Origin of the sequence: Brevundimonas sp. M20 (assembly GCF_006547065.1) — a bacterium.
Lineage (GTDB): Bacteria > Pseudomonadota > Alphaproteobacteria > Caulobacterales > Caulobacteraceae > Brevundimonas.
The window spans coordinates 2,766,135-2,787,124 of record NZ_CP041243.1 but is presented as its reverse complement, the minus strand read 5'-3'; the positions used below and the strand labels follow the sequence as shown (position 1 = coordinate 2,787,124).

At 67.0% G+C, this 20,990-nt stretch carries 14 protein-coding genes; 4 read left to right on the top strand and 10 right to left on the bottom strand.

Features of this window, described 5'->3' with window-relative positions; translation table 11 throughout:
- The first annotated feature begins 122 nt into the window (after nucleotides 1–122).
- Entirely contained in the window at nucleotides 123–2,753 is a 2,631-nt protein-coding gene (locus FKQ52_RS13705; protein WP_141627696.1) for a TonB-dependent receptor, read from the top strand.
- A gap of 350 nt (nucleotides 2,754–3,103) precedes the next feature.
- Here the strand turns inward: FKQ52_RS13705 and FKQ52_RS13700 are convergent, their stop codons facing one another.
- Nucleotides 3,104–6,361, bottom strand: coding sequence for an efflux RND transporter permease subunit (locus FKQ52_RS13700; RefSeq protein ID WP_141627695.1), 3,258 nt, complete (start codon nucleotides 6,359–6,361; stop codon nucleotides 3,104–3,106).
- Nucleotides 6,362–6,363: 2 nt separating this feature from the next.
- Nucleotides 6,364–7,479 (bottom strand): efflux RND transporter periplasmic adaptor subunit, encoded by a 1,116-nt coding sequence (locus tag FKQ52_RS13695; RefSeq protein ID WP_240811659.1) that lies wholly within the window; start codon nucleotides 7,477–7,479, stop codon nucleotides 6,364–6,366.
- A 226-nt stretch (nucleotides 7,480–7,705) separates the two neighbouring features.
- Here FKQ52_RS13695 and lepA point away from each other — a divergent pair, with 226 nt between their 5' ends.
- Complete coding sequence (lepA, locus tag FKQ52_RS13690) at nucleotides 7,706–9,514, top strand: translation elongation factor 4 (RefSeq protein ID WP_141627694.1); 1,809 nt, start codon at nucleotides 7,706–7,708, stop codon at nucleotides 9,512–9,514.
- Nucleotides 9,515–9,529: 15 nt separating this feature from the next.
- On the opposite strand, the gene FKQ52_RS13685 is transcribed toward lepA, so the two are convergent.
- The 7 genes from FKQ52_RS13685 to FKQ52_RS16550 form a co-directional block, all read right to left on the bottom strand.
- Entirely contained in the window at nucleotides 9,530–10,408 is an 879-nt protein-coding gene (locus FKQ52_RS13685) for a NaeI family type II restriction endonuclease (RefSeq protein ID WP_141627693.1), read from the bottom strand.
- Between the two features lie 22 nt (nucleotides 10,409–10,430).
- On the bottom strand, nucleotides 10,431–11,498 hold the full coding sequence (locus tag FKQ52_RS13680) for a DNA cytosine methyltransferase (protein WP_141627692.1): 1,068 nt from the start codon (nucleotides 11,496–11,498) through the stop codon (nucleotides 10,431–10,433).
- Nucleotides 11,499–11,597: 99 nt separating this feature from the next.
- Nucleotides 11,598–11,996: a very short patch repair endonuclease gene (locus FKQ52_RS13675; protein WP_141627691.1), complete on the bottom strand. Its 399-nt coding sequence runs from the start codon at nucleotides 11,994–11,996 to the stop codon at nucleotides 11,598–11,600.
- Nucleotides 11,997–12,005: 9 nt separating this feature from the next.
- Complete coding sequence (locus FKQ52_RS13670) at nucleotides 12,006–13,490, bottom strand: hypothetical protein (RefSeq protein WP_168196864.1); 1,485 nt, start codon at nucleotides 13,488–13,490, stop codon at nucleotides 12,006–12,008.
- A gap of 16 nt (nucleotides 13,491–13,506) precedes the next feature.
- Nucleotides 13,507–15,807, bottom strand: coding sequence for a glycosyl transferase family protein (locus tag FKQ52_RS13665; RefSeq protein ID WP_141627689.1), 2,301 nt, complete (start codon nucleotides 15,805–15,807; stop codon nucleotides 13,507–13,509).
- Nucleotides 15,808–15,810: 3 nt separating this feature from the next.
- A complete protein-coding gene (gene wecB / locus FKQ52_RS13660; protein WP_141627688.1) occupies nucleotides 15,811–16,938 on the bottom strand; it encodes a non-hydrolyzing UDP-N-acetylglucosamine 2-epimerase in 1,128 nt (375 codons plus the stop codon).
- Between the two features lie 179 nt (nucleotides 16,939–17,117).
- A complete protein-coding gene (locus FKQ52_RS16550; RefSeq protein WP_205750767.1) occupies nucleotides 17,118–17,984 on the bottom strand; it encodes a hypothetical protein in 867 nt (288 codons plus the stop codon).
- A gap of 255 nt (nucleotides 17,985–18,239) precedes the next feature.
- Between FKQ52_RS16550 and FKQ52_RS13650 the strand changes: the two genes are divergently transcribed.
- On the top strand, nucleotides 18,240–18,791 hold the full coding sequence (locus FKQ52_RS13650) for an OmpA family protein (RefSeq protein WP_141627687.1): 552 nt from the start codon (nucleotides 18,240–18,242) through the stop codon (nucleotides 18,789–18,791).
- A gap of 190 nt (nucleotides 18,792–18,981) precedes the next feature.
- Nucleotides 18,982–19,188, top strand: coding sequence for a hypothetical protein (locus tag FKQ52_RS13645; RefSeq protein WP_141627686.1), 207 nt, complete (start codon nucleotides 18,982–18,984; stop codon nucleotides 19,186–19,188).
- Between the two features lie 6 nt (nucleotides 19,189–19,194).
- Here the strand turns inward: FKQ52_RS13645 and FKQ52_RS13640 are convergent, their stop codons facing one another.
- Nucleotides 19,195–20,280 (bottom strand): MrcB family domain-containing protein, encoded by a 1,086-nt coding sequence (locus FKQ52_RS13640; RefSeq protein WP_168196863.1) that lies wholly within the window; start codon nucleotides 20,278–20,280, stop codon nucleotides 19,195–19,197.
- Nucleotides 20,281–20,990 lie beyond the last annotated feature (710 nt).

Sequence of the window (20,990 nt, the reverse complement as noted above, 5' to 3'; positions counted from 1 at the left end):
CGCCTGAGTTACCCAAACACAACTGGAGTATCGCGTTCCACGTCAAGAACGCGGCCCATGGGATCAGGAAACGCCGTGGCTACCGTCTGAAGCACGGGCCCGGCCTCAGTCGGGGAGTGGGCATGCGCCTCACCAATATTCTTCGGACCACCGTTTCGGCCGCCGTCGTCGGCGCCTGCGCCTTCGGCTTCGCCGGTGTCGCTTCCGCGCAGGACCAGGACGGTCCGACCACCATCGACGACATCATCGTCACCGCCCAGAAGCGTGAACAGAACCTGCAGGACGTGCCGATCGTGGTCACCAGCCTGCCGGCCGAGGCGCTGGAGAACGCGGGCGTTCGCGACATCAAGGATCTTCAGATCCTGACCCCGGGCATGACCGTCACCTCGACCCAGTCGGAAGCCTCGACCACCGCCCGCATCCGCGGCGTCGGCACCGTCGGCGACAACCCCGGTCTGGAAAGCTCGGTCGGCGTCGTGATCGACGGCGTCTATCGCTCGCGCAACTCGGTCGGCTTCGGTGATCTGGGCGAAATGAGCCGCATCGAGGTGCTGAAGGGCCCGCAAGGGACCCTGTTCGGCAAGAACACCTCGGCGGGCGTCATCAACATCCTGACCGAAGCCCCGTCGTTCACCCCGGGCTTCTCGGGCGAGGCGACCGCCGGCAACTACGGCGCCATGGGCGTGTCGGGTTCGGTCACCGGTCCGATCACCGACCAGCTGGCCTTCCGCCTGTACGCCGGCCGCCGCGTCCGCGACGGCTTCTATGACGTGGACACCGGCGACGGCCCGCGCACCCAGACGGACGACGCCAACCAGGACTTCTTCACCACCCGCGGCCAACTGCTGTGGCTGCCGAACGACAACACCTCGATCCGCGTCATCGCCGACTATACCTCGCGCGACGAATACTGCTGCGCCGGCGTCCAGATCCGCACCGGCCCGACCTATCCGTTCGTCGACGCCCTCTCGACCGGCACCGGCCAGCGTCCGCCGGCCGCCGGCTTCGGCCCGCTGCCCTTCTCGCGCCAGGCCTTCTCGAACCGCGGCACGGGGCAGGACATCCATGACATGGGCGTCTCGGTCGAGGCGAACATCGACATGCCGGGCCTGTTCGGCGGCGCGACCCTGACGTCGATCACGTCGTGGCGCGACTGGAACGGCGAAATCGGTATGGACATCGACTATACCGGCGCCGACATCCTGTATCGCGAACAGGACGGCGACTACGGCTACTCGGTCGATAACCTGACCCAGGAACTGCGTCTGGCCGGTTCGAACGAGCGTATCGACTGGCTGGTCGGCGTCTTCGCCACGCGTGAGCGCATCGGCCGCGCCGACAGCTACTACTTCGGCGCCGACTATGGTCCGTTCCTGTCGCTGCTGCTGACCGCCCAGCTGAACGCCGCCACCGCCGGCTCGCCGACGCCTCCGGGACCGATCCCGATCAACCCGGGCCGCGTCGGCTGCTTCACCGCGACGGGTCAGACCGCCGCGGGTCTCGGCGGCTGCCTGTACGGTCTGGTTCCGGCCACGGGTCCGGGCTTCACCGTCGGTCAGGGCGTTGAGGACTTCTACGAGCAGGAGTCGACCTCCTACGCCATCTTCACCAACAACACCTGGCACGTCACCGACAAGTTCGACCTGACCCTGGGTCTGCGTTACACCATCGACGACAAGAGCCTGGACGCCCGCCAGCGCAACGTGAACGGCAACGGCGCCACCTGCGCCGCCTTCGCCGCCAACGCCGGCGCTATCGCCGGCGCCCTGGGCGCCGCGGCCGCGCCGACCATCATCGGCAACGCCTGCCTGCCCTGGGCCAACGCCGCCTTCAACAACCGCAACATCTCCGAGAGCTTCGATGACGGCGAGCTGAGCGGCACCATCAAGGCCGCCTACCGCATCAACGACTCCATCATGACGTATGCGTCGTATGCCCGCGGCTACAAGAGCTTCGGCTACAACCTGGACCGCGTGCAGACGGGCGTCACCCCGGTCGCCTCGCTGCTGTTCCCGTCGGAAGTCGTGGACAGCTACGAAGCGGGCGTGAAGATGACCCTGCTGAACCGGACCGTTCTGCTGAACGCGACCTACTTCGACCAGACCTTCACCGACTTCCAGCTCAACACCTTCCTCGGCACCGCCTTCGTGGTGGAATCGATCCCCGAGCTGACCTCGCGCGGTGTGGACGCCGACTTCCTGTGGTTCACCCCCATCGACGGCCTGAGCCTGGGCGGCGGCCTGACCTACACGAACACCGAGTACGGCAACTTCACCGCCGCGGACCTGACGAACCCGGGCAACTTCCCGCAGCTCTCGCTGCTGCCGGGTTCGCGCGCCTCGTTCGCTCCGGAATGGTCGGCCTCGGCCTCGATCAACTATGAGCGCAGCATCGGCAACGGCGGTCGCGTCGGCTTCAGCCTCGCCGCCAAGTACATGAGCGACTACAACACCGGTTCGGACCTCCTGCCCTACAAGGCGCAGGACGCGTTCACGACCGTCAACGGCCGTATCTCGATCGGCACCGAGGACGAGCGCTGGACCGTCGACATCTGGGCCCAGAACCTGACCGACGAAGAGTATGTGCAGGTCGCCTACAACGGTCCGCTGCAAGGCACCGCCTTCCAGTCGACCCTGCAGTCGGGCGGCACCCACCCGGGCACCTACTACAACGGCAACCTGGACACCCAGACCTACAACGCCTTCCTGGGCCAGCCGCGCACCTACGGCATCACCCTGCGCGCGAAGTACTAAACGCCTCGCCATCGGCGAAACGTGGAACCGGCCGGGGGCGACCCCGGCCGGTTTTGTTTTGGGGCCTGAAAGGGGGCGGGTCAGCTGGCGCGAACCGCGGGAGGGCGGCGCGCGGGCGTCGGCGCGCTTATCGTTCGATGGGCGCCGGTCCGGCATGGGACGTTCGGGCAGGGCGGCTGACGGCGCTTGCGCTCGAGCTCCACCCCGACGGCGTCTCGCCGGCCGTATTCGAAGCGAGAGGCGAGTATGGCGATTATCTCGTCCATCAGACGCGCCGTTCGCATTCGGCGCACGGCTGACCGCGACGGCGGTGGTGCTACCCGCCGCCGTCGCGCATCATCGTCGTCTGATCACCAGCGGTCGTCCGGCGTCGTCGCGCCGGCGTCCGCGTCCGCACCGGTCTCCGGCGCGAGGGTCTGCTCATGACCGCGCTGGGCATGGAACATCCTGTCCATGCGCTTCTCCAGCCGGGTCTTCACCCCGTCGATCAGGCTGAACACCACCGGTACGAACAGCAGGCTCAGCGCGGTCGAGGTGATCAGACCGCCGATCACCGCGATGGCCATCGGCGAGCGGAAGGCCGTGCCTTCGCCCAGCGCCGCCGCGATCGGCAGCATCCCCAGACCCATGGCGAAGGTGGTCATGATGATCGGCCGCGCCCGCTTGTGCGCCGCGTCGATCAGGGCCTCACGCTTGGTCATCCCCTGACGCATCGCCATGATCGCGTAGTCGACCAGCAGGATCGAGTTCTTGGCCGCGATCCCGGTCAGCATGATGATGCCGATCAGGGCGGGCATGGACATCGACTTGCCGGTGACCAGCAGGGCGAAGAAGGCGCCGCCGAACGACACCGGCAGGGCCGCCAGAATGGTGATCGGGTGGAAGAAGCTGCCGAACAGCAGCACCAGCACCACGTACATCAACAGGATGCCCGTCACGATGGCGAAGGCGAAGCCCGCGCCCAGTTCGGCGTTGCTTTCGGCGTCGCCGGTCAGTTGCTGCTCAACGCCTGCGGGCAGGTTCTTCATCGCCGGCAGCTCGTCGATGGCCTTGGTGGCCTCGCTGAACGTCGTGCCGCTGATCTCGGCGGTGATGTTGGCCACCCGGCGACGGTCCAGACGATCGATCTGGTTGGGGCCCGCCCCGAAGCCGATGTCGGCCACGGCGGACAGGGGCACGACCCCGCCCGAGGCGGTCGGCACCTTCAGATTCTCCAGAACCGCGAGGTCGGTGCGCGATTCCTCGGCCAGCATCACCCGGATCGGAACCTGCCTGTCGCCCAGATTGAACTTGGGCAGCAGCTGGTCGGCGTCGCCCAGGGTGGCGACTCGCGCCACCTGGCTGATGTCCTGCGTGGAGACGCCTTGCAGGGCCGCGATATCGGCCTTGGGCGTGATCAGGATTTCAGGACGCACCAGAGCCGACGACGAGATGACGTTGGCCACGCCCTTGATGTCCCGCATGCCGCGCTCGACGTTGGCCGAGGCCTGCTCCAGCGCGACGGGATCGTCGCTGACCAGGGCGATGGCGATCAGGCCCGATCCGCCGGCGCCGGCGGCGCCGAACTGGCTGCGGGCGCCGGGAATGGCGCGCAGGGTCGGGCCGAAATTCCGTTCGAACTGCTGCTGGCTGATGCTGCGGTCCGACCGGGGGACCAGATTGACCGTCAGGCTGGCCTTGCGAACCTCGCCCGCGCTGCCGCCCCCGCCGGGTCCGAAACTGACCGTCGCCGAGCCGATGGACGAATAGACCGACTTCACTTCAGGCAGTTTCATCAGCGCGGTGTTGATCCGCTGAACGGCGGCGTCGGTTTCGTCCAGCGTCGTGCCGGGCGGCAGCTGGATCGTCAGCGACGACCGTGACTGGTCCTCCACCGGGATGAACTCGCTCGGCAGCAGGGCGGCCAGCCCCAGCGAGCCGATAAAGAAGACGGCCCCCATCCCCAGCACCCACAGCCGGTGATCGCAGAAGCGGGCGCGGACCCGCTTCAGGAACGGCGGCTTGCGCCGGACCGGTTGCTCCGTCGCCGGAGCCTCGCCCGCGACCGTCTTGCCGCGGTCGCCCAGGCACCACTCCAGAGCCCGCAGATACGCGCCCATCCAGGCCGGATCCTTGTGCTCCTTGCCCTGATCGCGCTTCAGCAAATAGGCGCCCATCAGGGGGGTCAGGGTTCGCGCCACCAGCAGGGAGAACAGCACGCTCACGCAGGCGGCGATGGCGAAGCTGACGAAGAACTGGCCGACGATGCCCGGCATGAAGCCGGTCGGCGCGAACACCGCCACCAGCGTCGCCGTGGTGGCCATGACGGCCAGGCCGATTTCGTCCGCCGCCTCGATGGCCGCCGGATAGGGCGCCTTCCCGTCCCGGATGTGCCGGACGATGTTCTCGATCTCCACGATCGCGTCGTCGACAAGGATGCCGACGGTCAGCGACAGGGCCAGCAGCGACACCACGTTCAGCGATTGCCCCATCAGGTCCATCACCCAGAAGGTCGGGATCAGGCTCAGCGGCATGGCCACGGCGGCGATCAGGGTCGCGCGCCAGTCCCGCAGGAAGACGAACACCACCGCGACAGCCAGCAGGGCGCCCAGAACCAGGGCTTCGACCGAGGCATGGAAATTGTTGATGACGTCCTGGGTGGTGTTGGCCACCTCTTCCATGGTGACGTCGTCGCGTTCAGCGTCCAGGGCCTCGATGGCGTCTTTTGTCGCGTTGTAGACGCCCACCTCGGACGAGCCGATGGCGCGCGAGATGCCGAAGCCGACGACTTCCTGCCCGTTGAAGCGGGCGCGGCCCCTCTGCTCGGACCATTCGTCCGTCACCTCGCCCAGCTCGCTCAGCCGCACGGTGCGCGATCCGACAGGGATCAGGGTGTTGCGCAGTTCCTCCACGGATTTGGCCGAGCCGACGGTGCGGATGGCCTGCTCGCTGCCGGCCAGTTCGCCGCGGCCGCCGGGCAGGTTGATGTTCTGGGTGCGCAGCTGGTTCGACACCGCGGCCGCCGTCACCCCGGCGGCCTCCAGTCGGGCGGGGTCCAGCTTGATGCGGATTTCCCGCGTCACGCCGCCGTCGCGGCTGACCTGACTGACGCCGCGAACCGACAGCAGTCGTTTGGCGACCGTGTTGTCGACGAACCAGCTCAGCTCCTCCGGGCTCATGCCCGGCGCCCGCACCACATAGTTGGCGAACGGAATTGCGGTGAACTCGATGCGCTGGACGATCGGCTCCTGCACGTCGGCGGGCAGGTTCTGGCGAATGCCGGAGACCGCATTGCGGACGTCATTGGTGGCCTTCTCCAGCTCGACACCCAGCTGGAATTCAATCGAGGTCGTCGAGACGCCCTCGTTCACGGTCGAGGTGATGTGCTTCACCTGCCCCAGTCCCGCGACCGAGTCCTCCACCAGCCGCGTCACCTGGGTTTCCATCTCGGTCGGCGCGGCGCCCGACTGGACGACCGTCACCGCTACGATCGGCAGATCGACGTCCGGAAAATTATTGGTGCGCAGTTTGAAGTAGCTGGCCGTCCCCGCGATCGTCAGGACGATAAAGAGCAGGACGATCGGGATCGGGTTCCGGATCGACCAGGACGAGATGTTGTTGAAGTTCATCCTCAGCGCCCTTGCTGGCCGGCCGTCGGCAGGGGCGGGGTCGGACGTCCGATGGTCACCAGATCACCGTCGCCGAGGAAGCCGGCGCCCGAAACCACCACCCGCTGCCCGGCCTGCAGGCCGCCGGTGATGGCGACGTTGTCGCCGCTGCGCGCGCCGGTCTGCACCAGGGTGAAGCGCACCGCGTCATTCTGGCCGATCACATAGACGCCCGCGCGGCCCTCCCGGAAGACGACGGCCGAGGCGGGGATGATCAGGGCCGGGGCGGCGCCGACGCTGATGGTGGCGCGGGCGAAATTCCCCGGCTTCAGCGCCGAATTCGGGGCCAGGGTGATGCGCGCCACACCCAGACGGGTCTGCGGGTCGACTTCCGGCGTTACGATGCGGACCGTCCCGGTCGTGCTTCCGCTCTGGTCGGAGGTGATGGTCGCCGTCTGGCCGGCGGCCACCAGAGGCAGTTCGGTCTCCGGCACCTGGGCGTCCAGCTCCAGCCGGCCGTCCCGCACCATGCGGAACAGCTCCGTCCCGGCGCCGACGATCTGGCCGCGGGTCACGCTGCGGCTGATGATCCGGCCCGCCACGGGCGCGCGGATCACGCTCTGGTCCAGACGGGTTCGGGTCTCCGACAGGGCGGCGAGAGCGGCCGCCAAATTGGCCTGCGACGAGCGCTGGTTCGCCAGGGCCGTATCCAGCGACGCCTGGCTCAGGAAGCCGCGTTCCTTCAGTTCCTGCGCACGCGCCAGGGCGGCGTCATCGCGGGCGGCGTTGGCCCGGGCGGTCTGCACCTGGGCCTCCTGCTGGCGAAGCTGCGCGCGCAGCAGGGCGTCATTCAGTTGAACCAGAGGCTGGCCCTGACGGACCCAGCTGCCTTCATCCACGAACACGCCCGTGGCCACCAGTCCGCCGGTCTCGGCGCCGACCGGCACCTCTTCCCAGGCCGAGACGCTGCCCGACGCGGTTACGGCGCGGGGCAGGGCGACCTGCGTCACCGTGGCGGCGGTCACGGTCTGACGTGACGGCGGCGCGGGCTCTTCCTTCTTCTCGCAGGCGGAGACCACCAGGGCGGCGGTCAGCAGCGCAGCGGCGACGGCCCGACGGCCTTGAAACTTGATCGACACTTGGCATCCCCTTGGCGATCGCGCGGGAGGGGCGCGATCCAGCGAAACAACGCCCGTTCGGGCGTCCGGTTGTCATCCGCCGTTGAATACCGTTTCCCGGACCCGCCGCAAACTGACAAAGCGTCGCCTTACAAGTTCGTAATCCGCAACAAAATCAGTGGCGGAGACGGTTCATTTCGCCGTTCCGTTGGCGCTTTTCCGCCTGCCGTGCTAGGCGCGCCGGACCATGCCGACCACCCCCATCGAACGCATCCGCAACTTCTCCGTCGTCGCCCACATCGACCACGGCAAGTCCACGCTCTCCGACCGCCTGATCCAGTACACGGGCGGCCTGACCGCGCGCGAAATGTCCGCCCAGGTGCTGGACAACATGGACATCGAAAAAGAGCGTGGCATCACCATCAAGGCGCAGACCGTGCGCCTGAACTACAAGGCGAAGGACGGGCTCGATTACGTCCTGAACCTGATGGACACGCCGGGCCACGTCGACTTCGCCTATGAGGTCTCGCGCTCGCTGGCCGCCTGCGAAGGCTCGCTGCTGGTCGTCGACGCCTCGCAGGGCGTGGAGGCCCAGACCCTGGCCAACGTCTATCAGGCCATCGACAACAACCACGAGATCGTGCCGGTCCTGAACAAGATCGACCTGCCGGCCGCCGAGCCCGACCGGGTCCGCGCCCAGATCGAGGACGTCATCGGCATCGACGCCTCCGACGCCGTCATGGCCAGCGCCAAGTCCGGCATCGGCATCGAGGATGTTCTGGAAGCCATCGTCACCCGCCTGCCGGCTCCGAAAGGCGACGTCGACGCCCCGCTGAAGGCCATGCTGGTCGACGCCTGGTACGACCCCTACCTCGGCGTCGTGCTGCTGGTCCGCGTCTTCGACGGCGTGCTCAGGGCCGGCCAGCGCGTGAAATTCATGCAGAACGGCTCGACCCATCTGGTCGACCGCGTCGGCGTCTTCCTGCCCAAGAACACCCCGGTCGATCAACTGGGGCCGGGTGAGGTCGGCTTCATCACCGCCCAGATCAAGGAAGTCGCCCACGCCGCCGTCGGCGACACCATCACTGACGAGAAGAAGCCGACCGCCGAACCGCTGCGGGGCTTCAAGGAAGTCCAGTCGGTGGTCTTCTGCGGCCTGTTCCCGGTGGACGCCGCCGACTTCGAGGACCTGCGCGCGGCCATCGCCCGCCTGCGCCTGAACGACGCCTCCTTCACCTATGAGATGGAAAGCTCGGCCGCCCTGGGCTTCGGCTTCCGCTGCGGCTTCCTCGGCCTGCTGCATCTGGAGATCATCCAGGAGCGCCTGAGCCGCGAGTTCAATCTCGACCTCATCGCGACGGCGCCCTCTGTCGTCTACAAGATCGCCCTGCGCGACGGCAGCACCATGGACCTGCACAATCCGGCCGATCTGCCGGACGTCATGCAGATCATGGACATCTCCGAGCCGTGGATCAAAGCCACCATCCTGACGCCCGAGGAGTACCTCGGCGGCGTGATCAAGCTGTGTCAGGATCGGCGCGGCGAGCAGAAGGAACTGACCTGGGTCGGCACCCGGGCCATGGTCGTCTACGAACTGCCGCTGAACGAGGTCGTCTTCGATTTCTACGACCGCCTGAAGTCGATCTCGAAGGGCTACGCCTCGTTCGACTACGAGATCACCGAATACAAGGTCGGCGATCTGGTGAAGATGTCGATCCTCGTGAACGCCGAGCCGGTCGACGCCCTCAGCATGCTGGTCCACCGCAACCGCGCCGAGACCCGCGGCCGCGGCATGGTCGAGAAGATGAAGGAGCTGATCCCTCCGCACATGTTCCAGATCCCGATCCAGGCCGCCATCGGCGGCAAGATCATCGCCCGCGAAACCGTCCGCGCCCTGCGCAAGGACGTGACCTCCAAATGCTACGGCGGCGACGCCACCCGGAAGAAGAAGCTTCTGGAGAAGCAGAAGGAAGGCAAGAAGCGCATGCGGCAGTTCGGCAAGGTCGAAATCCCGCAGGAAGCCTTCATCGCGGCGCTGAAGATGGATGAGGATTGAGGGCTAGGGGCCCCTCTAGTCGAGATGACCGGCTGCTCGCAGCAATGACGCTTCGCCTGGTGTGTGTGCCGAGAGGCTGATGAACTCGTCGGACAAGATTTGAGGCAGTCCGAGCGCAGTGATCAGGGGTCTGTCTTTCTGTCCCCACAGAATGGCGATTCCTTCCAGGCGGAGAATGTCGCGTGCCCCTCCATTCGCTCTCACACGTTTGAGGGGATCGAGTTGTGCGGCGATCGCCGAAATAGCGCTGCGAGGGATCGGCGTGCGCTGCAGATGACGAAATAGTTCGGCCACCCTTGCCGCGCCGCCGCGATGGGTGACGATCCTACTAAGGTGTGCCTGATCGAACCCTTGCCAGATGTTGCGGGGATACGGCTGATCTTTCGCTAGCCACAATGCTTGCTCACGGCCGAAGGCCGAGATCTGAAGCTTTTGATCACGGTTGCCGCCTGCGGTGAGGTTCGCGGGCCGACAGACAATGACGCCCAAATTGAAGCGAGCAGTTGTCTCGTTTTCGGAGATCAGGACGCAGGGCTTGCCGACAGCCTCGCGAGGAATCATCCAAGCAGTGCCGATGGAGTGTTTGATGTCTGTGTCGACGCCGCCGAGATTGAGATCGAGAAACTCGCCCTTCGGCTGCCTGATGGCTTCTCGGAACAAGATTTCCACCTTGGTTCCAAGATAGGTTTTCTCGGTCTTCTCGCATTGCGAGAGGACGAGCCGTTTGGTCCTGGGGGCGTCGATCACTTCGTCGATGGCCCGCCGGATTAACTGGGCGGTCGCGCCGACAATACCATCAAGATCGCTGACGGACGTCTGAAGACTCTTCGCGAGATACGCCAAAAGCGCTTGATCGTTAGGGAAATCGCGTTGCGGCATACCGCAACGTTGCATTGCGTCGTTGTCGTCGGGTTAACTACGCGGCGAGTTGCCGCTCAACCAGAATTTCTCGCACGACCTTCGCCAGTGCTCCCGCCAGATGCGGCGGTACCGCGTTCCCGATCTGGCGCGCCACTTCGACCTTCGTCCCGTAGAATTTGAAGTCATCCGGGAAGCCCATCAGCCGGGCGGCTTCCCGGTGGGTGATCGGGCGGTCGGCTTCCGGATGCAGATAGCGGCCCTTCTCCGGCTTGTAGAATTCCGTCCGGATCGTCACCGAGGGACGATCCCACCAGAGGCGGCCGAACAGGTCGGTGCCGCCGCTGGTCTTGCGCACCCAGCAGTCGGGGGTGATGTCGGGGCGATTGGCCAGAAGATCGAACCGGTTGCCGCCCGGGGGAACGGCTGCGTAGCGCTCCAGGCTCTTCGCCGTAGGCGTGCGGCCGAAATGCAGGTTCAGCGTCGGGCGCGACCCGATTTCGGTTCCGATAGCCTCAACTGGCAGATCGGCGATCACATCGCGCACTGTGCGCCACCGCGGCAGGTTGCTCTTCAGCTTCGGATCAGCGTGCGAGGGGAGCGGCGGGAAGCTCGGCAGATTGTGAGCCTCACGCCAGCCGAGGATGATCGTTCGCTTGCGGGTTTGCGGTGCGCCGTAATCGGCTGCGTTCACGATCACCGCATGAGTCTGGAAGCCGTGCTGGGCCGCCTTGGCCTCGATCAGTTGGCGTTCCGGCGACCGATAGAGTTCGGCCACGTTCTCCATGACGAACACGCGAGCACCCGAGCGCTCGGCAATCTCAATGAAGGGTTCCCACAATGCGCGTCGGGCGTCTCCATCCCGTTTCTTGTTCAGCAGGCTGAAGCCCTGACAAGGAGGGCCGCCGATGACGACGTCGGCCTGGGGTACTTCGTTGTTTAGAAGCCATTCCTCGATGTTCGCCTGAACCGAGCGACCCGGGAAATTCAACCCGTGCGTCTTGATGGCGGCCTTGTCGTTGTCGATGGCCAGAACGGTCTCAAAGCCACCGCAAAAGCGCTTGTCAGAGAAGCCGAGGCTCATGCCTCCGGCGCCGCTGAACAGATCGATTAGGCGCAGGGTCATCGGAGCGGCTCGCAGACGAGGAATGCGGAAACAAAGCAGGAACAAAATTGCAGTGTCAACACTCTGCCATCTACAGATTGGGGGTGAAAGGCGCGTTACCTACCCCAAATGGGTTTTCAACCGCTCTTTGAGCTCCGATGGGGTTTTGGTCTCACACTCCCATACGGTGAGAACTCGCAGGCCGAGAGACGATAAAGCCCTCTCGGCTTCTGCATCCCGCGCCTTGTTCCGCTCGAACTTTGCGCGCCATTCCGCTTGGTTGTGGCTGGGCATGGTTCCGCGTTTGCAATCATGCTGATGCCAGAAGCAGCCGTGGACCTGCACAACCCAGCCATTTGACTGGTTTGCAAAGTCTGGCGTGCCGGGCAGTGCGCGAACATTCCTGCGGTAGGAGGCGCCGATCTCCCTGAGCGCTTTGGCGACGGTCTCTTCAGGCTTGGTTTTCGCCTGCCGAACCTTTGACATCGCATCGGTGGTTCGGTTGTCCAGAGGCTTCATGGGATCAGTCTAGAACCCCACCGTCACCGCCGCCACCACCCCCTCGTCCCGCGGCCCGTCGCCGATCGGGACATAATACCCCAGCGATACATCCAGATACCGCCCCGGCGCGCGCAGGTCGTCGCCGCCCATCCAGTGGCGCCAGGCGACGCGGGGGCCCGCTGCAACCGCCCACTCCTCGGCGCGCAGGCTGTCGTAGTCGGCCCTGACGCCCACGCCCGCCGTCACCGTGTCCCGGCGGCTTTCGCTCGCGACCCAGGTCCAGCCGATGTTGGCGTCGGCCACCACATAGGTCTGCTCGTCCTCGATCAGGCGGGCGGCGTCGACATAGACATGGGCCGAGGGCCAGCTGTCGCGGTCGTAGCGCAGGTCGCCGCCCACATCCGCCGACCAGGCGGCGCGCAGCATGGTGTCGTCCCGCGCCGCGTCGCCGAGGGCGATCAGGCGGCTGGCTTCGAGCGACAGATTGGTTTCGGTGAAGGGCTTCCAGCGCACGCCGACCCACCCCTGCGTGGTGTCGCCGCCGGTCGGGCCGGTGTCGGCGTCCAGCGTCTGCCAGGCGCGGGCGAAGACCTGGACCGGGCGCCCGTTGTTGTCGCCGCCGACGCGGGCCCAGACCTCGCCGCCGACCTGCGTCACCTGATCCCCGCCGTTGTTCAGCAGGGTCGTGGTGCTGTCCGCCGGGCCGGTCGAAACGGTGGCCGTGCCGCCCCAGCGGTCCTCCAGCGTCTGCAGTTCGCGACCGATCTCGTGGCGGCGCTGCGGGGTCAGGTCTTCGGCGGGCAGGGTGCGCGCGCCCTGTTCCAGCCAGGTGATCGCTTCCGCGTCCTGTCCGGCGCGGCGGGCGGCATAGGCGGCGTCCAGCGCCTGCGCGCCCTTCAGCGGCTCGGCGCGGTCGGCGGCGGCGAAGGCCTGCACCGCCAGCCGGTCGTCGCGCGCGCCCACGGCGGCATAGGCGAAGTCCAGCGGCGCATCGCCCGGCAGCACGCCCGAGGCGTGGGCCTCGCGCAGAGCTGTCCGCGCCTCGCCCGTCCGACCCAGTTGCACCAGCGCCTGCGCCCGCGCCCGGGCCAGATAGGCCCGGCTCTCGGCGGTCGGGGCCAGCGGCGCGGCCAGCCCATAGGCCTCGGCCGCCTGTTGCAGGTCGCCGGTCTGGCGCGCGGCCTCGGCGCGACGGCTCTGGACGCGATGGTCCCAGCTGCCGGCCACCGGTTGCAGGGCGGCCAGCGCGCCGGCCTGATCGCCTGATCCGGTCAGGGCGTCGGCCAGCAGCAGTCGCCACTCCAGATTTTCGGGCGAGGCGTCCACCGCGCGACGGGCCGGGGCGACCGCATCGACGGGGCGGCCCGCGCTCATCGCGGCATAGGCGGCGGTGGCGTCGGCGTATCCGCTGTCGGAAGCGGCCACGGTCTGGGCCTGAACGACGGCGGGCGTCATCACGGCGGCGCCGCAGGCGGCCAGGGCGACGGAGGCGAGAAGGAGCGAGCGGTTCACGGCGAAGCCTCGGCGGTCAGACGGGTTCATGACGGGGATCGACCGGCGCGCTCTTCAGCGCCTCGGCCAGATGTTCGTTCAGCCAGCGGGCGCTGCGCTGGTCCTGCAGCGCCGCCTCGATGTCGGCGGCCGACACCATGTTCAGCCGCGTCAGGGTCTCGCCCAGCGAGCGGCCGTCGGCGCGCGACGCGGCCAGCGCCGTTTGCAGGTCGGCGTGGCTGATGCGGCCCTGACGGATCAGGATGTCGCCCAGCCGCGCATAGCCGGCCCGCACCGAGCGCCACAGCATGGCTTCGCGCGAGGCGTCCAGATGGCCCGCCGCCCGCATCCGCGCCAGCTGTGCGCGCACGCCGGAGAAGGGATCCTCGCCCCAGGCGAACCGGATCGCGAAGGCGATGTCGCTCAGCGGCGCGAACAGGAAGCGGACGCTGCGCACGCCCTGCAGGCCGAAGCGCCGCTCCAGCGCCGTCCGCTGGTCGGCGGGCAGGGGCTCGGCCAGCGCCACGTCCAGCCCGGTCCCGTTCCGGCGCAGCGGCACCGCGCCGTAGCGCGCGGCCTCTTGCGGCGTCAGCAGGGCCAGCACATCCCGGTCGATCTTGAACGGATCGAAGATCGAGGCGTATGTCTCGCCGCGCTCGGCGAAGGCCTCGGCCAGATGATCGTCGTCCACCGCCGCCAGATCGAGCAGCAACAGGCCCAGCGGACGATAGCCGTCCTTCTGCGCCTCCAGCGCGCGGGTCAGATCGGCCTCGCTGACGTGGTTCCAGAACCGCAGCGTATCCCCAAGACGGCCCGAGCCCTGCTGCAGCTCCGACAGCGACGGATAGGCGTGCTGTGTCTTGTCCCAGGCGATCGGGCGGCCGGTCATCAGATGGCTCAGCCACTGGCGCGACGCCCGCCAGAAGGCGCCGAACGAGATCAGGTTCGAGGTCACGATCCGGATCGGCGTCAGCGGCACATGCTTCAGACCGTGATTGATCCCCGTGAACCAGGCGCGGTGCAGGATGCGGTTGACCAGGAACAGGAAGTTGATCGTCACGACCACCCAGACCCAGTGGCGGTCGATCACCGGCGGCAGGTTCACCGCCTCGGGCCAGATCATCTCAACCAGCAGAAGGCCCAGCAGCTGGACCACGATCACATAGCCGAAGATCCCCACCGGGGCGGTGAACAGCGCCTTGCGGTCGCGGAACAGGTAGTAGCGGTTCACCAGCCCGCCGAACCAGCCCAGCTGCGCCCAGCCCATGATCGAGATGCCCAGGGTCCAGCGCGCCTTCTGCCGGACGCTGTAGGCGAATTTGTGCGGGAAAAACTCCCTGGTCGCCACCAGCTCGCGGCGCTTGATGTCGACCATCCCCTTGCGGAGCCACGCCTTCCTCTGGCGCGGCACGCGGGCGTGATAGCGCACGAACTGCGACGGATAGCCGAGCGCGCTCAGGCGGTGGGCGACGTCATAGTCCTCGGTCAGGCTGTCGGTGTTGAACGGCTGGCCGTCCTTCTCCTCGACCAGCGCCATCATGGCCTTGCGGTGGAAGGCCGTGGCCACCCCCGCCGACGGCGTCATCCGGGCCAACGCCGAGCGCACCGGCAGGTCCTTGGTGTGGAACTCGGCGAACTCGTCCATGTAGTGGCAGGCGACGAGACTGGTCCATTTGCGGTCCATCGACAGGACCGGCATCTGGATCATGGCCGCCTCATCGACGAACCAGTTGACCGTCTTCAGCCCGAACGGATGCACCACGTCCTCGGCGTCGTGCATCAGGAAGGCGCCGAACGTCTGCCCGGTCTTCTCCTCGTACAGAAGGATGTTCTGGATGATCCAGTTCAGGCAGTCGGCCTTGGACGTCGGGCCGTCATGCGGCACCTCGGCGCGGTGCACATTGGGAAAGCGCTGGCGCACCTTCTCGACCTCGCGCCGGGTGTCCGCGTCGTTCGCATAGACGCCCACGAAGATGTGGTAGCGGCTGTAGTCGAAGGTGTTGTTGGTGTTGGCCACCATGCTGGCGATGACGTCTGACTCCTGCCAGGCGGGCACCATGATGGCGATCAGCTTCTCGGGTTCGCGCTCCAGCAGGCGTTGCGGCGCGGGCCGGTCCCAGAAGGTGCAGAACCGCACCAGCAGCCCCCACCAGTAGGCCAGGTCGATGAACAGGTCGTCCAGCGAGCTGATCAGGATCAGCACGGCCGAGATCATCACCGCCCAGCGCAGCACCTCCCAGTAGCCCAGCACGAAGGCGTACAGGTCCGCGCCCGTCGGCAGGTGCGCCGACAGGGTGGTCAGCCAGGCCCCGAGGGTGATGGCCATGGTGGCGGACATGTCTCAGACGGCCGCCCGGATCTGTTCGCCGCCCAGCGGCTTGGCGGGGCTCCAGCCGGAGATGACGTCGGCGATGCGACCGGCCGCGAAGCCGTCGCCGAACGGGCTGACGGCGCGCACCATCTGCATCCGCTCCGGCTCGTCTGTCAGCAGCTGCGTCGCGGCCTCGACCACGTCTTCGGTGCGTGTGCCGATCAGGCGGGCGACCCCGGCCTCGACGGCCTCGGCCCGTTCGGTGGTCTCGCGCAGCACCAGCACCGGCACGCCCAGCACCGGCCCTTCCTCCTGCACGCCGCCCGAGTCCGACAGCACCAGGGTCGCGCTCTTCAGGTGCGACAGGAAGCCGAGGTAGTCCAGCGGCTCGACGATGCGGATGCGGTCCTTATCCTTCAGCGCGGCGTCCACGCGACCGCGCAGCGCGGGGTTGGCGTGGGCGGCGAAAACGATCTCGATATCGGACACCCTGTCCCGCAGCAGGATCAGCGCGGCCAACACCTGTTCCAATTCGGGACCCCAGTTCTCGCGCCGGTGCACGGTCACCAGCACCAGCCGGCGGCCGTCGGTCAGCGGAACCGGGCTCACACGGGCGCCCGACAGCCGGACGGCGTCGATCCCGGTGTTTCCGGTCATATGGATGCGGTGCTGGGACACGCCCCCGCGCAGCAGGTTCCGGACCGCGGCCTCGGTCGGGGCGAAATGCAGGTCCGCCAGCTGGCCGACAACGCAGCGCCAGCCTTCCTCGGGGAAGGGCTGATCCAGATCGAAGGTGCGCAGGCCGGCCTCGACGTGGCCGATCGGAATGCGCCGGGCGAAGCCCGCCATCGCACCCGCCGCCGTCGTCGAGGTGTCGCCCTGGACCAGCACCAGCTGCGGCGCCAGTCGGCCCAGCACGTCGTCCAGCCGGTCCATGATCTGGGCGAAGCGCCCGCCCAGCGTCCGCTCCGGCGACGGCGGGTCCAGCCGGATGTCCGGCGTGATGCCGAAGGTCTCCAGCGCCTGGGCGTTCAGCGCGCCCTGCTGCTCGGTGGAGATCCACACCGGCTCCAGCCCCGGCGTGGCGGCCAGCGCCGCGCGCACCGGCGCCATTTTGACGACTTCCGGGCGGGTGCCCGCAAGGATAGCGATTTTCACGTTCAGCCCCACAGTCCTGTCGAGCAACCTCGACAGTCGCGGTGTGCAACGTCAGCGCCCAACGGAAGCTGAGCCTTCCGTTGTCCGCCGTTCATCCACGCGAGCCGACACGCCCGCGCGGCTTCTGACCCGCGCTCGCGTCCCCATCGCGACCCCGCCGCGACCGATTTACGGCAGCTTCACCGTTGCAGCAGGTCGCTCCAGCGCCAGCTGGCGGTCCCCAGCGCGACCCGCGCCGCGCCCGGGGCGTCGCTCATCGTCAGCAGCACCATCCCGCGCATGGCCTCCCGGCGACAGGCCTGCGGGGCGAAGGCCACCTCCAGCGCGATGGCCTGACGCACGCCCGCCAGCCCCTTGCCCGTCTGGCCCGGCGTCTGGCGCCAGTCGCCGTCCCAGATCAGCAGGGCGCGCCCCGATCCGGCGGCGCGCTGGGCGGCGTTGACGGCGGCGCGCACCTCGGCGTCGTCGCGCAGGGCGTTCTGGATGTCCCGCACCAGATCGCAGCCGCCGCCGTCGCCCGAGCCGCCGCCACCTCCGCCGCCCGCGCCCGCGCCGCCGCCCCCGCCGCCCGATCCCGCTCCGGCCCTCAGGGCGCCGGCCAGCTGGGCGTCCCCGATGGTCGGCATGGCGATTTCGGGCGGGGTCGGCGGTCGTGTCGCGGGCAGGGGAACCGGCTCCATCCTCGGCGTCGGCCGGGCCGGGCGCGGGCGTGGCGGCGGCCGTGTCGCGGGCGGACGCACCGTCGGGGCCGGTTGCGCCGCGGCCGGGGCGGGCGTCGGCGTCTCGGCCTTCGGGCCCGGCGGCGGCGGGGCCTTGGTCGGCGCCCTTGGCGGCGGAGGGGGCGGCGGAGGGGGCGGAGGAGGCGGCGGCGCGACCATCTCCAGCAGAATCACCGGCTCCGTCGCCATGGGCGGGGCGTCCGGCTCATCGCGCGTGGCCAGCGCCAGCGGCAGCAGGATCAGATGCGCCAGCACCGCCCCCGCCGTCGCGCCGACCCGTTGCGCGGTCTTCCGTCCTGTCGTCCCGGGTCGTCCGGTCTCTCGCATCTGTTCTCCGGAACAGTGTTGGATCAGTTCCCGACGCGCCATGATGATCCGCGTCTCGCGTCAGCAAAAAGGCGAAGATCATAAAGTTGTTTCGAAGCTCAGCCTTTCAACTTCACAGAACATCGTCTGGCATGTTTATGCGCAGCTTCCATTGGTCTCATGCAACCTTGGCCGACTTTTGCCGTTTGGCCCCCTGTGCTGGGCGGCATGCGCGACAACCGGGATTGGCGCGCCGGACCATTGATGGAGAGACTCTTGATCAAACCGCAATTCAGAACGGCAGCCGCCGTCGGCGTCATCCTGGCCTTCGGCGTCGCCGCTTCGGGCTGCGCCAGCCACCGCTTCGTGCGCGAGCAGACCGCCGTGGTCGACGCCCGCGTGACCACGGTCGAGGGCACCGCCGGCGAGGCGCTCGCCCGCGCCAACGCCGCCCACAAGCTGGCCGAGGGCAAATTCCTGTACGAGGTCGTCCTGTCGGATGACTCGGTGAAGTTCCCGACCGACGGCAACACCCTGTCGCCCGAGGCCGAGTCCCGTCTGGCCGAGTTCGCCCAGCGCCTCGCCGCCGAGAACCGCAACGTCTATCTCGAGATCCAGGGCTATACCGACAGCGTCGGTGACGAACGTCACAACGACCAGCTCGGCGAAGCCCGCGCCGAGGCCGTCCGCCGCTACCTCAGCCGCCGCGGCGTCGCCCTGAACCGCATGTCGGCCATCTCCTACGGCGAGGAATCCCCCGTCGCCTCCAACGACACCGAAGAAGGCCGCGCCCAGAACCGCCGCGTGACCATCGTGGTGCTGTCGTAGGGTGACCTGACCGAGGCCCCGCGACCGCCGGCCCGCGACAAGCGGGCGGTCGCGGGTGCTGATCAACAGACAGGCGCGTGGCCGAAGGGCTGCGGGCCTGTTTGCGTTTCTACCGGAGAGGGGGGGCGGGGTGAGATTTCCAACCGGGGGATGGTCGCGCCCCAGCCCGGATGGCGCCTAAGCTCGGGGCATGGATCAGATTCTTCCACTCGACTGTGCCGCTTGGCTTGAGCAGGTGAACGCCGTGCTGAAGCGCGACTGGTGCATCGACTCCGCTGACGCGGGTTGGTCGCCCGAGGATGTGCTGCGCTATTGGCGATTTGGCGAGGCGCCTGAGGTGTTCGTGGCGTGGTTCGCCGAGAAGTACGATCTCATCAGGTTCGAGCCGCACGAATAATCCAGTTTACTGTAGTTTGTATTCGTAGCTGGTTGCTTCGAGGTGCTTGTCATCGAGAAGCCATGGATGGAATGCGACTAGGGTGCCGCCTGTTGCTACCCCGTCCTTGCCGAGCACAACCCCGTGCACCACGAGGAGTGCATTCAGCGGGTACGCGGACCGATGCAGCGCCACCTCATTTCGGGTCAAAAGAACGCTTTTGGGACCGCCAGTCGTTCCTTTGACTTCGATAACCCACTCCTGACCAGCTCTTTGAGCGCGGAAGTCGCAACTATCTCTGAGCGACACATCGGTGAAGGTGAAGCCTTGGTTGCTAAGCCATTCCTCTGCGAGCTTCATTGCTCGTAACTCGACGGCGCGTCTAGAAGGTGCGTCAAGGCCCCAGCCCTGTCCCCGCAATGGTTGCTTAAAGGGAGCCGAAATCTCTTCGGCGAGTTGGAGAACCTCAACAACATCTGCGCTTGTGGTGCCGGGGACAACGCCTGCTGTTTGCGCGCGATAGAGCTTACTGAGAGCGGCGGCGAACAGTTCTAAATCGGCCACGAGGTTTCGATCTGATGGAACGGCACCCGCTCTATAGAATTTCGAGAAAATGGTTGTTCGCTCGTAGGCTGCGGCGAGTTTCTGTTTGCCCAGAGATACGCCGGTCGACACTTCACTATTTTCTGCGAACTCATCGCGCAGGACAGACCTAGCCCACCCCACGAGCTCTGCTGCGTCTGTACGGCTTATACCTTTGAAGTTTCCGTCCTCTGGTGTGGTCGAGCCGTGGCTCAGACATAGTGAGACGCCAGATGCATCGGGATGAAATAGGTAGACCAGATACCAACCAGAGGTAGGCGCAGGCGACATCCGACGAGAATAGAGGCGGGTCCAAGGGACAAGAGCCTTTAGACCCGTTCCATCGCTGCCCTTGATTTCGAGGTCATCGCCGTAGGGACCCATGGCGCTCGCGACCGTAATTCGCCACTCGGAGATTTCGGTAGGTAGCTCCTGACGGATTAGAAAGCCGCGGCGCTTCATGGCGGGAGTGTCTGAAGGCGAGTGCTGCTGCTGCAGTGATATGATCGCTTCGAGGGTGGACTGGATCATCGCTTGTCTCGCCTGCTGGCGAGTTGCGTACCCAAGATAGGAATCGCGCCTGATCGCCTACCACAGGTTAGTCATGTGTCAGGCCTTGGCGCTAGCGGCTAAGGTGGCTCTTCAAGCTCCGCATCCCGCCGCGTCCATCCTCCAAGAATACGCAGCAGTTCCCCGCCAACCCCGCGCAATCCGCCGCGCCAACCCGCTGACCGCATTCCACAATTTTCCGGCGCAGCGTCATTCTCCCGCCATAGGAAGCGCACCCTCCACAATACCCGCATCCCGTCGATGGGGAGGGCGTCGGATCCACGCTTCTCGACGACGGCGGGCTGTGGCCGAGCGATGAAGCCTGCGCGAAGGAGAGTGCGGGGGTCCTCGTCGGGCAGGGATGGATCCTGCCCGCTTGCTCGCCGCGCGCTGTTGGAAGCGGACCGCTGGCGTCTCTGAACGGTCGAAGTCCGCCCCGCGTCGGGGTCAGCAATGATCCCGGCGGTGATCCGGCAAGGCCCTAAATCAAAGGCCGCCAGCCGGAGGGCGTGTGGAAAACGGCCGCGCGGGACGTCGCTCTCGTCGAAACGGTAAAACAAAACACCACACACCGGGCGAGGCCCGGCGTCCCGCGCCCTTCCCATCCCTCGCCGGGTCAGACCGGTGGAGGACGAGCCTCAATTCCAAAGCCCTCCCCCCTCGAGGGGGGAGGGTTGGCTGGTGGCGCGTGC